Genomic DNA, 13,424 nt, shown 5'->3' on the forward strand with positions numbered 1-13,424 from the left:
CCACAACACGAGCGCTAGCCACAACGGCCCTATCTACCGGGGGGCTCAGCCGCGCGCTTCATTTCGAATGAAGGTGCGAAACACATGATCCCACAGCGGCGAAGAGACCCCGAAGTTCTTCTCGATACCTTTGCGATGGTGCAGATCGTGATTGGCGATCAGCCCTGGAATGAACCGATAAGCCCAATGGTTGGGGCGGTGCATCACGTAGTGCACCGAGATGTAATAGAAATAGCCCACCACCGCACCGACGAATACCGAGGTCAGTTGCCCATACCAGGCCAGCAGTAACAGGACCGCCAGCGCCGAACTGGTTTTCCAGCTGGATACACCGATAAAGGCGAGCACATCGACATGGTGGGTCCAATGTTCGTGGCGATACAGCGAGTGGAACAGAAAACGGTGTACCCCATATTCCACCAACGTCCATCCCAACAATCCGGCAAGCGCCAGGCCGGGATCAAACGGTGCGAGGTAAAGTGCGAGGATCACGAACAGCGGAACGCTAAAGAAGTCGAGGTAGTACGCGACCGATGACATCAGCCATTTGTTTGATGCAGCCATGCGCAGGGTGTCCTTGAATGCCCGATAAGGGGCGGGCGTGCTGTCCGTAGGGGCGCTGAATGTACCCGAAGGTGTGTGCCGTTTGAATGCGCGGCCGCAAATAAATCCTCCCATCCACACCGCGCAAAGCGGCCGAGGCGCTGTTGGTGGCGCAACACCGGTTCAATAAACTGTGCGATTTCACGGGCTCTACGCTTCGCGCGAATGGGGGTAACCCGTTGAATCTACGAGGCTTATGCTTTGGCATGATTTGTGTTGTCAGTGGGTTGGCACTGACCCGACAACGGGAGGGTTAACCCTCACCTTTCATAAGAAACCACACCCATGCACATCCCCTTCAAGCGCACGTTAATCGCCGGCCTGCTGGCCATCGGCACATTTGGCGGGCTGTTGCCTGCCGTGGCCCAGGCGGCCAATGATCAACAGTTCATCCCGTTGGCGACCTATCGGGTCGGCGCCTACGCCTCCAGCGGCATTCCGTGGTGGGCGGGGGAGATTGACTACTTTCGCTACATCAACGAGGTCGAGGGCGGTGTGAACGGCGTCAAGCTGGTCTGGCAGGAGTGCGAGACCGAGTGGAAGACCGATCGCATCATCGAATGCTACGAGCGCTACAAGGCCGGCCTGGACGGCGCGCCCACCGGCTTCTTCTTCACCCATAGCACGCCGGCGTCCTATGCGCTGATGGACCGTGCCGCCGTCGACCATATCCCGTTGATCGATGGCGCCGGCGGGCGTACCGAGTCGACCGATGGCCGCGTGTTCCCCTATGCCTTCCCGTTGCTGCTCAACTACTACGGCCAGGCGTCGGTGGGCATCAACTACATCGCCCAGCGTGAGGGGGGGCTGGACAAGCTCAAGGGCAAGAAGATCGTGACGGTCTACCACGACTCCGCCTATGGCCGTGAAACCCAGGCCGCCATGCAGTTGCTCGCAGAAAAGTACGGCTTCGAGAACATCCAGATCCCCGTGGCCGACCCTGGCAATGAACAGTCCACCCAATGGCGGCAAGTGCGCCAGATCAATCCGGACTGGGTCTTTCTGCGTACCTGGGGCGTATCCACACCGGTCGGTATCAAGACCGCCGTACGTTTCGGCATCCCGGTGGATCGCCTGATCGGGGATGTCTGGGCCGGCTCCGAAGCCGACGTGATTCCCGCGGGCACCGCTGCCAAAGGCTACCAGGCACTGGCGCCGTTCCCGGGTGGCGACACCTTTGAAATTCACCGCAGGCTCAAGCAGTTCATCCTTGATCCGGGCAAAAGCAACCTCAAGGACCCCAGTTACTTCGGCAAGGTCTACTACAACATCGGCCTGATCAACGCGGCCATTGCGGTCGAGGCCCTGCGCACCGGCCAGGCCAAGTTCGGCCACCGTGGGTTGAACGGCGAAGAAACGCGCTGGGCCTTCGAGCACCTGGACATCGACGCAGCGCGCATCAAAGCGTTGGGGCTCGAAGGGTTGCTGGCGCCGTTGAAACTGTCCTGCGCCGACCATGAGGGCGGCGGCGCGGCGCGGGTGCAGCAGTGGGACGGGCAAAAGTGGGTGTTGGTGACCGACTGGGTCCAGGCCGACCGCGCCACCTTGCGTCCGTTGATCGAAGCCAAATCCGCTGCGTATGCCCAGGAAAAGGGCATCGCACCGCGTGACTGCGCGGCCGAGTAGGCCACCGGCTCAGGCGGCGGAGGCCGCCACGCTGCCAGGGATGGCGGCAATCAATTCACGGGTGTAATCGCTGCCCGGCCGGTTGAAAATCTGTTCCACCGTCCCCTGTTCGACCACCTTGCCATTGCGCAGCACCAGTACCTCATGCGCAAAGTTGGCCACCACCGACAAGTCGTGGGACACCAGCACATAGGCAATCCCCATTTCCCGCTGCAGCTCTTCGAGCAGGTCGAGGATGTGCGCCTGCACCGACACATCGAGGGCGCTGACCGGCTCGTCGAGCAGCAACAGGTCCGGCTTCAACGCCAGCGCACGGGCGATCGCGACACGCTGGCACTGGCCACCGGACAGCTCGCGCGGCAGGCGATCGAGGAAGCTGACCGGCAGGTGCACGCGACCGATCAGCTCGCGCGCCGCGTGTTCCAGCGCCGCCCCCTTGAGCCTTCCGAACGACACCAGGGGTTCGACAATACTGTCAAACACCGTGAAGCGTGGGTCGAGCGCGGCGAACGGGTTTTGCTGGACCAGTTGCAGGCGTTGACGCAGCGGGCGGAACTCGCGCCAGCTCAGGGTGGTGACGTCTTGCTGCTCGAACCAGACCTGGCCCTGGGTCGGTTTCTCCAGGCCCAGGGCGATGCGCAACGCGGTGCTCTTGCCTGAGCCGGATTCGCCGACGATAGCCAGGGTCTGGCCGGGGTAGACCTGCAGGCTGAGGTCTTGCAGGGCCACGAAGGTGGGGTCTTCGCCCTTCACCTTGGGCAGGCTGAAGGTCTTGCCGACGTTGTGCAGGCGCAGGATCGGTGCTCGCGTTGCATCGGACCTGGCGTGTGGCTCTCGGCGCCTGGCGAACGCGGGAGCGGCGGCGATCAGCGCGCGGGTGTAGTCGTGGCGCGGGTTCGCCAGTATCTGCCGGGGCGGGCCCTGTTCGACCACTTCGCCTTGCTTCATCACCAGGATGCGGTCGGCGCGGTCGATGGCCACCCCCAGGTCATGGGTGATGATCAGCAGGGAAATGCCCCGTTCACTGACCAGCCGTTGCAGGTGGTCGAGAATCTTGCGTTGTACGGTGACGTCGAGGGCGCTGGTCGGCTCGTCGGCAATGATCAGGCGGGGGGTGCCGGCCAGGGCGATGGCGATCAGCACGCGCTGGCGCATGCCGCCGGAGAGTTCATGGGGGTACTGGCGGGCCCGCAGGACCGGCTTGTCGATACCCACCTGTTGCAGCAGCTCGACAATATCGGCATCGACGCCGGGGTAGCGCTTGCCCTTGGCCAGGATCAGCGCCTCGGCGATTTGCTGGCCGATGCGCAGGGTCGGGTTGAGGCTGACCATCGGGTCCTGGGGCACCAGCCCGACGGTGCGCCCACGCTGCAAGCGTTTCTGGCGTTCGCTGGCATGGGATAGGTCGTTGCCGCCCACCCACAGTTGACCCGCACTGATCTGCGCGTGGTCGGGCAGCAGGCCGAGAATCGCGTTGGCCAGGGTTGATTTGCCCGAGCCCGACTCGCCGACAATCGCGACGGTTTCGCCCTGGGCCATCGACAATGACAGGCGTTGTACCGCCAACAGGGTCTGGCCGCCGGAGCGGTAGCCGACACTGAGTTGGCGTACATCGATCAACAGGTTGTTATCGGTGGTCATCGCTGGATCTCCTCGAAGGTGCGGGCGATATGGTTGAGGCTGAACACCACGGCCACCAGGAACAGGCCTGGCAGCAACGAGACCCACGGAGCGGTGATCAGGAAGTGCCGACCGTTGGCGATCAAGGTGCCCCATTCCGCTGCCGGTGGCGCAGCACCGAAACCGAGAAAGCTCAAGCCCGCTGTCGCCAGGATCGCGGCGCCGAAATCCAGGGTGGCGAGCACCGCCACCGGGCCCCACGCGTTCGGCAGGATGTGCCGCAGCAAGGTGCGCCGCCAGCTGGCGCCGCCCAGGCGCGCGGCTTCGACGTAGGGCAGGGTCTTGACGCGCAGCACTTCGGCGCGGGTGGTGCGGGCGAACCCCGGAATGATGCCGACGCCCACGGCGATGGCCACCGGCACGGTACCGAAGCCGATAGCGGTGACGATCGCCAGGGCCAGCAGCAGGCCGGGCAGGGCCAGCAAGACATCGATAAAACGCATGAGCACCGCATCGATGCGACCGCCGGCAAAGCCGGACAGGATGCCGAGCCCCAGCCCGCCGACCAGGGCGATCCCAACCGCGAGGAACGCCGCCAGCACCGACAGGCTGGCGCCGTAGACCACGCGGGTGTAGAGGTCGCGCCCCAGTTCATCGGTGCCGAACCAGTGGCCCAGGCTGGGCGCGCTGAGTTTGGCGGCTGGCGCGGTGGCGTAGGGATCGAAACTGCTCAGCAATGACGGCGACACCGCCGCGACCAGGGCAAACAGCACCACCAGCAGCGCCAGGCTGAAACCGGCACGGCGCAGCAGGGGCAGCACCGCCGAGGCGGCGCGTTGCAGTCGGCTGCGACGGCGCCAGAGGGGGGGAGCCAGGGTGGTTGGCGCAAGACGCCGGTCAATCGTGGTCATGGTCTAGGACACCTTTGGCGTATGGGAGATGCGCGGGTCGAGCCAGGGATAGAGCAGGTCGACCAGCAGGTTCACCAGCACAAATGCCGCCGCCGAGACGGCAACGATGGCCAGCACCACTGGAATGTCCTGGCGCAGCACCGCTTCCTGCGCCAGGCGGCCGATGCCGGAGCGGGCAAAGATGGTTTCCACCAGCACCGCGCCGGACACCGTATTGCCCACTTGCAGCCCGATCAGGGTGAGAATCGGCAGGGCCGCGTTGCGAAAGCCGTGACGCGCCTGCACCTGGCCACGGCTCAAGCCCTTGGCATAGGCCGTGACGATGTAGGGCTCCTGCCACACCCCTTGGAAACTGCGTTGCAACACCTGGGCGTACACCGCCGCGCTGGGGATCGCCAGGGTGATCGCCGGCAGCACCAGGCTTTCAACCCCACGGCTGCCGGTGGCGGGAAACCAGCCGAGGCCGAACGCGAATACCTGGATCAGCAGCAGGCCCATCCAGAACACCGGCACTGAAAAGCCCAGCGACGGCAACCGGGTCAACGCGATTTTTAACGGCCGCCAGCGCAGGTACGCAGTCAGGTAGGCCAGGCCGACACCGCCGAGCAGCGACAACACAATCGCCAGCCCGGCCAGGGACAAGGTCTGCGGCAATCGCTCGGCGAGCAGCTCGGCCACCGGTCGATTCAGCGACAGCGACTGGCCGAAGTCACCGTGCAGCGCGCCGAGCAGCAGGTTGAAATACTGCTCGAACACGCCCTGGTCGAGGCCGTAATAAGCGCGGGCCTTGGCCAGGTCTTCGACCGACAGCGCGTCGGCCTCCATGCCCGAGGCGCTGAGCATGATGGACAGGGTGTCGCCCGGCAGCAGGTACAAAATGAAATAGGTGATGCTATAGGCGCCCCAGAGCACCAGCAGCGCCTGGCCAATCCGGCCGATCAGGTAACGGCTCATGGCGTACCGACCTCAATATCACCCAGCAATGCGAAGCCCTCGGCGGTCCAGCGAAAGTGTTTCACCCGTGGCGAGGTCGCTGCCTGCCACACGCGTTCATACACCGGGAACGCCGAACCCTCATCGATCAACAGGTCTTGCAAATCGCCATAGGCCGTGGCGCGTTGTGCGCCCTGGGTGGCGGTGATGCCGGCATCGAACAGGCCCTTGGCGGTGTCCAGCACGGCCGGCTCATAGAGGTTGGTGGCCAGGGTCGAGCTGTTGGCGGTGCGCGGATCGAGGATGGTTTGCAGGATGATCGGATCAGCACGGGTCATATAGTTGATGGTCAGGTCATAATTGCCGGCGGTGTTGTTGGCGACCCATTCGGCGCGGGTGACCACGCTGAGTTTGAGCTCGATGCCGACCTTGCGCAGCTGATCCTGGATCAACACATCGCCGGCGGTTTCTGCCGGGCTGATGTTGTAGCTCAGGCTCAGGCGCTTGCCGTTTTTCTGCCGATAACCGTCCGCGCCCTTGGCCCAGCCGGCTTGATCCAGCAGGCGCTCGGCGGCGGCCGGGTCGTAGACCAGTTTGGCGCCCTGGCTCTTGAAGTAGGGCGTGGTCACATCGAAGATGCCGTCCACCACCGGGAACTCGGCGTTGTACACCGTGCTTGCGTAGCTCTTGCGGTCGATGGCTTTCTGTACGGCCAGGCGCACCTGTTTGTCGGCCAAGGCACGCCCGCCACGGGTATTGGGGTACAGGTTCAGCGCCGGGCCCGGCAGCGAGCGGCTTTGAATGGTTGCGCCCCTGGACTGGAACAGTTTCAGGTCCACCTCGGAGAACGGGTTGCGCGGCCACAGGATGTCGGCCTTGCCTTGCAGGAACAGGCCGTTGCGCACGCTTTCCTCGGGGATATAGCTGATGTCCACCGCGTCCAGGTGGGCCTCGCCCTGGTTCTTCATATTGGCCGACGCCCAGGCGTAACCCTTGCGCTTGGTCAGGTGCGCGCCGACTTCCGGGGTATAGCTGGCCAGGATGAACGGGCCGGTGCCGATGATCTTGCCCAACGAGCGTTCCTTGGCGCTGAGCGCATAGGAGGCCGGGGCAAGGATCGACAGGTTGGTGGTGGATGTGGCCTGCAGGAAGCCCGCATTCGGCTTGGCGAGCACCAGCTTGACGGTGAAGTCGTCGACCACTTCGGCGTGATCGAACCCCGCCAGGTACGTGGCGCCGAAGGTGGCCGGCAACTCGGTGGCCAGCGCCTTGTTGCTGTCGAAGGCCGTCTTGACCGCCTGGGCATCGAAGCGCTCGCCGTTGCTGAAGGTGACGTTATCGCGCAGGTGGAAGGTGTAGGTGAGGGCGTCGTCGCTCACTTCCCAGCTTTTGGCCAGCCAGGGAATGATCGTGCCGGTTTCCGGGTCCTGGTCGGTCAGCGACTCGGCGACATTGCGCAGCAACACCCGGTGTTCAAGCCAGTAGACCTGGAACGGATCGACGCTGACCAGGGTGGTGTTGTCGCCGAAAAAGGCGATGTTGAGGGTCTTGCCGGCCTGGGTGTCGTTACCCGACGGTGAGCAAGCGGCAAGGCTTAACGCCAATGCGCAGGGGGCCAGCAGACGGCTCATCAAGTTGGAGGTATTCAATGGAGTGCCCTCAGGTGGCGATTGCGGTGTATGCAAGGGGTGGGTCAGAAGTCGTAGGCCAGCTTGGTGTACCAGTAGCCGCCGCCCGGATAGAACGGCGGGTTGCCATAGGGCGCCAGGCCCAGGTTGCTGTAGACGGCGTGCCGGTCAGGGCGCACGTCGAAGATATTGGTGCAGCCGACGCTGACGGTCAGGTGGTCGACGAAGGTGTAGCTGACGTCCAGGTCGGTGATCCATTTGGCGCCGAAGCTGCGGTCGCCCGTGGGGTTCACCGCCAGGGTCTTGACCGCGCCATAGCGGCTGGTTTGCAGGTTGACCGCCAGGTCCGCGACCTTCCAGTTGGCGCCGAGGATCCATTTGGTCTTGGGCGACGCTTCGGTGAGGTCGCCCTCGCGGTCGCGGCCCACCAGGGTCACGCCGGAATTGGCGAGGGCGGCGGGTGTGCCGCGACTGTCTTCAATGGTGGTCTTGTTCCAGTTGAAGCCCAGGCTCCAGCGCACATCGCCCCAGGCGTCCAGCGGCGTGGTGTGGTCGGCAACGATGTCCAGGCCGCGGGTGCGGGTGTCGAAGGCGTTGGTGTAGTAGTTGACCCAGGTACCGGTGGGCACACCCTGGGCGGCGAGGATGGCATTGATGGCGCCATTGCCCTGGTCGTAGATATTGCTGGTCAGGGCGATGCGGTCATCAATGTCGATCAGGTAGGCATCGGCGGTGATGCTGGTACGTGGCGCTGGCTGCCAGGTCAGGCCCAGCCCCAGGTTTCGCGATTTCTCCGGCTTGAGGTCGTCGCCACCCAACGCCTTGGCCAGGTTGCTGCCGGAAGGGGTCAAGCGGGTCACGGCGGGCACCACGTTACCGTTCACATCGGTGGCCACTCGGTTGTCTGCCACCGTGTAGCCGATCTGCGTCAGGGACGGCGCACGAAAGCCGGTGCCGACCGTACCGCGTACCGCCACTGTGTCGGTCAGCTCGTAGCGTGAGTTCACCTTCAGCCCGAAGGTATTGCCAGAGTCATCGTCGTAATGTTCGACACGGCCGGCCACGTCCAGGAACCAGCGCTCGGTCAGGTCAAAGCCCAGGTCGAGGTAACCGGCGTAGTTATTGCGGATCAGGCTGACTTCATCCTCCGGGCGAATCGTGACGGCCGCCTGCGCCCCCGACGCCGCCGGGTAAGTGCCGGTGATATAGGCCTCGGGATCTCCGGCGAAGGTGCTGAAATGTTCCCAGCGGTGTTCCAGGCCGGCGGACACCTGCACAGGCGAGGTCAGGTTGAACAGGCTGTCGTAGCGGCGAGTGATGTCCAGGTTGTTGACCCACTGCTCAAAGCGAAAGGTCGCCAGGTTGTCGAACCGCGTCGGTGAGGCGGTGCCCAGCGACGGGTTGATATTCAGGTCGCTGGAGTGGTGGACGTTGTTGCGCCCATAAGTGGTGCTCAGGTCCCAGTTCCACTCGGCCACTTGCCCCTTGCCGCCAAACAGCAGTTGGTAGTCGCGGTCCTTGATGTTGTTCAGCGGGTAGTAACCGTCCGGAAATACCTCGGGCACCGCGGCCCTGCCGGTGGGCAGGCGAAAGTAGTTGGCGGCCTCGGCGTCACGCTCGCCATAGGTGGAGAAGGAGTACAGCGTCAGGTCTTCCAGGGGCAATTCGGCGTTGTAGGCCAGGTTGAATGCCTTGAGGTCAGGGTCGCCGTTCTTGATCGCCACCCGGTTCCAGGCGGCTTCCTTGGCGGGGTCGCTGAACGCCCTGACCGTGCTGTCGGCCTTGTCGTTCCAGGCGGCGGTCCCGCGTTTGCGGGCATCGGCGGAGAAGTGGAAAAAGCCGCGTTCGCCGAGCTTGAACCCCTCGTCGCCCGCCACCTTGATGGTTTCGCCCTGGCCGGAAAACAACTGGCCGTAACTGGTCTCCAGGTGGCCGCCGCTGTTGTCTTTCTTGAGGATCACGTTGATCACGCCCGCCACCGCATCCGAGCCGTACTGGGCGGCAGCGCTGTCTTTGAGTACCTCGATATGGTCGACGGCGCTGACCGGGATCAGGTCGATGTCCACCGCGTTCGCGCCGCTGTTATCGATCGAACCGCGCTGGCCGGTCGCGCCGTTGTGCCGGCGCTTGCCGTTGACCAGCACCAGGGTGTAGGCCGGGCCCAGGCTGCGGTTGCTGAGGGGGCGGGTCACTGAGTTGTAGCCGGCAATGTTGGTGCCGAAGTTGAACGAGGGCAGCAGCTTGGCAATGGCCTCGGACAGTTCGGCGCGGCCGGTCTTGAGCAGTTGTTCGCTGTTGATCACGTCAATCGGTGCCGGGCTGTCGGCCACGGTGCGCTGTTGGCCGCGCATGCCGGTGGAAATGACCGTGACCGTGCCCAGTTGGGCGTCATCCCTCGTGGTCTCGGCGAAGGAGGGCGCGCTGGCCAGCAGCAAGGAGCTGGTCAAGAGTGACAGGTGGAACTTGTTGAGGGGGAGCGGGGCGGTGATGTCTGGCATGTTGGAAAGGTCCATGTAAGCCTGCTGAAGGCTCCTGGTGGTCGTGGGGGTACGTCCTCCGCCAGGCATGGGGTCGGTCTGTGATGTGAAGGTATTACTATAAGAAACGGGAGTGAAAGTCTTTTTTGGAATAAGCTAATTATTAGATATTGTTATCTTAATAATTTATAAGATCATCTATTTTTATTATGTTGCCCGTGAGCGGCTCAACGCTGCGCAAAGTCCTCGGTGCACGCTCCATAGGCCCCAGCATCGCGGGCCCCCTCGGCTTGCATATGCCGCAGATAGATAATATGTTAACGGAATAACTAAAAAGAATCAGTGGGAGGGGGGTATGCCTGCCTTGCTTCACGCTTGCGATGCATTCGCCAACTGGAACCGCGACTTGCGTGCAGTCTGCGGTAACTTCAACACGACGCTGTCAAACCAGCACAGCCTGTTTATCGGCAGTGTCCATGGCCAGGATGTCTGCGGCCTGGGGGTGGCGCATATCCGTACCAACGCAGGGTTGATCAGCCGCCAGCGCACCTCGGGGGACGGGGACGATGATCGCTACTGCTTTCTGATTCTCCAGGGTGCGGGCCATCAGCGCATTCGCCAGCAAAACCGGGTGATCGAGTTGGGGCCAGACGACATTGCCCTGGTCGACTCGGCGCAGGCATTTGAGATCGAACCCCAGGGCCTGGTGCACAACATCTCGATCCATCTGTCACGTGACGAAGTCAGCCACCAGCTTCGCCCCGAACAGTTGTTCGGCAAGCTTGCGCGCAATAGCGTCGCCACTCACATGATTCGCACGTTGGCGCGCTCGCTGGGGGATGTGGAGTTGCGCAAGGACGAGGGTGGCCGCAGCGATGGCCCGGCACTGGCGCAAGCATTGATCGGCTTGGCCGCCGCCGGCCTGCGCGAGCGTGACGAACGCCAGCCCGGTTTTGCCTGCGTGGGCCAGGATGATATTTACGGACTGGCCACGCGACTGGTGGAAACCTCACTGCAAGAGACGGAACTGGGCCCTGAATACCTGGCCCGACACTTGAACGTCTCGGTGCGCCAGCTTTACCGGCTGTTTGAGCAACGCCACGAGAGTATCTCCCGCTACATCCAGCAACGCCGCTTGGAACGGGTGGCGCAAGACCTGTGCGCGCAAGACCTGCGCCATGAATCAATCACCCAGATCGCGTTTAAATGGGGGTTTGTCGACGCGGCGCATTTCAGTCGCGTCTTCAAGCGCCATTTCCAGCATGCCCCTCGGGACTATCGCCAACACGCCCTATAAATGCCGGCCTGGCAGGGAATGCCAAGCGGTTTGGCAGACTCAGTCAAGTCCTCGGGCGTGGCAGGCACTCTAATAAGATTGCCTGGGCTGGGGTTGATACCGAGCCGATTATTGCTGGAGAAAAATAAAAATGAGAACACGGAGCTTGCTGATCGGCAGCCCTTTACTGATGGCTGCGTTGTGCCCGGGTGTGTGGGCGGGTCCGGCGCAGGTCGACGGTCGGCGCATCATCGCCGCCGACCAGGAGCCAGGCAACTGGATGAGCCACGGCCGCACCTACGACGAGCAACGCTACAGCCCGCTCGATAGCGTCAATGCCGACAACGTCGGGCAGTTGGGCATGGCCTGGACGACGAAACTGGATATCGACAGCGGCACCGAAGCCACGCCGCTGGTGGTCGATGGGGTGATGTACACCACCGGGGCTTTCAGCATTGTCTATGCGATCAATGCCGCCACCGGCGAATTGCTCTGGAAATATGACCCTAAAGTCCCGCCCGAAAATCTTAGCCAGGGCTGCTGCGGCCCGGTCAATCGGGGCGTGGCGGTGTGGCAGGGCAAGGTCTATGTGGGCAGTTTTGATGGACGCTTGATTGCCCTGGATGCGGCGAATGGTCAGCCGGTGTGGAGCGTCGACACCATCATCGATCGTACCAAGAGCTACTCGATCACAGGCGCGCCGCGCATCGTCAAGGGCAAGGTGCTGATCGGCAATGGCGGCGCCGAGTTTGGCGTACGTGGCTACGTCACGGCTTACGACGCCGAGACCGGGCAACAGGTATGGCGTTTCTACACGGTGCCGGGTGATCCGAAACTGCCGCCGGAAAACCCGGCCATGGCCAAGGCGATGAAGACCTGGGACGGCGATGGCTGGGTCAAATGGGGCGGCGGCGGTACCGTCTGGGACTCCATGGCCTACGACCCCGAGCTTGATCTTCTTTATGTGGGCACGGGCAACGGTTCACCCTGGAACTACCAGTTCCGTACCAATGGCAAGGGCGACAACCTCTACGTCTCGTCGATCCTGGCGCTGCGGCCAGACACCGGCGAATACGTGTGGCACTACCAGATCACCCCGCAAGACCAGTGGGATTTTACCGCGACCCAGCACATGATCCTCGCCGACATCAAGATCGACGGCACCCTGCGCAAGGTGATCATGCAGGCGCCGAAAAACGGCTTTTTCTACGTTCTGGATCGCACTAACGGCCAACTGCTGTCGGCGAAGAATTTCGTCCCGGTCAACTGGGCCAGCGGTATCGACATGAAAACCGGACGTCCGATCCTGACCGGTGCGGCCGACTATTCCAAAGCGCCGAAAGTGGTGCAGCCCAGCTTTCTCGGTGGGCACAACTGGCACCCCATGTCGTTCAGCCCTAAGACCGGCTACGTCTACATCCCGGCCCAGTACACCTTGGCCGAACTCAAGGCCGCGAAGGCACCGATGTTCTTGTCGAACAAGTCAGTGGTGAACTTCGGGCTGGATGTGCCGGACCTGCCTGAAGACCCGAAAGCCTTGAATAAAATCCGTGACGCCTGGAGCGGTGAGCTGATCGCCTGGGACCCGGTCAAGCAGCAGGCCGCCTGGAAGCAGCCTTATATCAGCGCCGGCAACGGCGGCACACTGGCCACGGCGGGCAACCTGGTGTTCCAGGGCACGGCCGATGGCCGCGTGGTCGCCTACCGCGCCGACACCGGCAAGCCATTGTGGGAGCATCGCGCCAACTCCGGGGTGATGGCCGGGCCTGTCACCTATACCGTCAAGGGGGAGCAATACGTGGCGTTCTCGGTGGGATGGGGCGGGATCATCCCCTTGCTCACCGGGCCGTTGACCAATAAGGGCAAGGTGCGCGCCGAATCACGGGTGATAGCCTTCAAGCTGGGCGCCCACGGCGAACTGCCGCCCCCCAAGGTTGCCCCGGTATTGCCGACCACCCACCAGGCCCTCACGGCAACCCCTGAGCAACTGGCGCAGGCGCGCGGCCTGTTCAACGGGTTGTGTGCAGGTTGCCATGGCCTCAACGCGATCAGTGGCGGTGTGGTGCCGGACCTGCGCTACCTGGACGACAACAAGCATGCGGCGTTCCCGGCGTTTGTCAGCGGCGCGCTGATCACCCGCGGGATGCCGAACTTCTCCGACATTCTCCAGCGCGAAGACATGGAGTTGATCCGTCAATACCTGGTCAAGCGCACCCAGGATCTGCAAGCCGACCTCAAGGCTGCCGGGCACGTCGACGCCCACTGATTCCCCGTTGTTTCACCTGTGCCTGGCGACTCCCCACGGAGTCGTCATGGCGAAGCCATGCCCCCAATAACAATAAAGAGACCC

General features: G+C 63.1%; 9 protein-coding genes. 3 read left to right on the forward strand and 6 right to left on the reverse strand.

Features of this window, described 5'->3' with window-relative positions; genetic code table 11:
• Positions 1 to 45: 45 nt before the first annotated feature.
• Complete coding sequence (locus tag AB7933_RS16485; protein ID WP_024075331.1) at positions 46 to 564, reverse strand: sterol desaturase family protein; 519 nt, start codon at positions 562 to 564, stop codon at positions 46 to 48.
• Between the two features lie 324 nt (positions 565 to 888).
• On the opposite strand from AB7933_RS16485, the gene AB7933_RS16490 reads away from it, so the two are divergent.
• On the forward strand, positions 889 to 2,229 hold the full coding sequence (locus tag AB7933_RS16490) for an ABC transporter substrate-binding protein (protein ID WP_024075332.1): 1,341 nt from the start codon (positions 889 to 891) through the stop codon (positions 2,227 to 2,229).
• Positions 2,230 to 2,238: 9 nt separating this feature from the next.
• On the opposite strand, the gene AB7933_RS16495 is transcribed toward AB7933_RS16490, so the two are convergent.
• The 5 genes from AB7933_RS16495 to AB7933_RS16515 all read right to left on the reverse strand — a co-directional run bounded on the left by AB7933_RS16495 (position 2,239) and on the right by AB7933_RS16515 (position 9,819).
• Complete coding sequence (locus AB7933_RS16495; RefSeq protein WP_024075333.1) at positions 2,239 to 3,870, reverse strand: dipeptide ABC transporter ATP-binding protein; 1,632 nt, start codon at positions 3,868 to 3,870, stop codon at positions 2,239 to 2,241.
• Positions 3,867 to 4,760, reverse strand: coding sequence for an ABC transporter permease (locus AB7933_RS16500; protein ID WP_024075334.1), 894 nt, complete (start codon positions 4,758 to 4,760; stop codon positions 3,867 to 3,869). The genes AB7933_RS16495 and AB7933_RS16500 overlap by 4 nt, the downstream gene beginning before the upstream one ends.
• A 3-nt stretch (positions 4,761 to 4,763) precedes the next feature.
• Positions 4,764 to 5,714, reverse strand: a complete 951-nt coding sequence (locus AB7933_RS16505) for an ABC transporter permease (RefSeq protein WP_024075335.1) — start codon at positions 5,712 to 5,714, stop codon at positions 4,764 to 4,766.
• Positions 5,711 to 7,324 carry an ABC transporter substrate-binding protein gene (locus tag AB7933_RS16510; protein ID WP_041160933.1) on the reverse strand — a complete coding sequence of 538 codons (1,614 nt, stop codon included), beginning with the start codon at positions 7,322 to 7,324 and terminating at the stop codon, positions 5,711 to 5,713. Before AB7933_RS16510 ends, AB7933_RS16505 begins: the two co-directional genes overlap by 4 nt.
• A 62-nt stretch (positions 7,325 to 7,386) precedes the next feature.
• Complete coding sequence (locus AB7933_RS16515) at positions 7,387 to 9,819, reverse strand: TonB-dependent receptor plug domain-containing protein (RefSeq protein ID WP_041161201.1); 2,433 nt, start codon at positions 9,817 to 9,819, stop codon at positions 7,387 to 7,389.
• A gap of 334 nt (positions 9,820 to 10,153) precedes the next feature.
• Between AB7933_RS16515 and feaR the strand changes: the two genes are divergently transcribed.
• Together feaR and AB7933_RS16525 are read left to right on the forward strand one after the other, a co-directional pair.
• A complete protein-coding gene (gene feaR / locus AB7933_RS16520; protein WP_024075338.1) occupies positions 10,154 to 11,095 on the forward strand; it encodes a transcriptional regulator FeaR in 942 nt (313 codons plus the stop codon).
• Between the two features lie 130 nt (positions 11,096 to 11,225).
• Positions 11,226 to 13,340 carry a PQQ-dependent dehydrogenase, methanol/ethanol family gene (locus AB7933_RS16525; protein ID WP_041160934.1) on the forward strand — a complete coding sequence of 705 codons (2,115 nt, stop codon included), beginning with the start codon at positions 11,226 to 11,228 and terminating at the stop codon, positions 13,338 to 13,340.
• The last annotated feature ends 84 nt before the right edge of the window (positions 13,341 to 13,424 follow it).

The organism is Pseudomonas gorinensis (assembly GCF_042015035.1).
In the GTDB taxonomy this organism is placed as follows: domain Bacteria; phylum Pseudomonadota; class Gammaproteobacteria; order Pseudomonadales; family Pseudomonadaceae; genus Aquipseudomonas; species Aquipseudomonas gorinensis.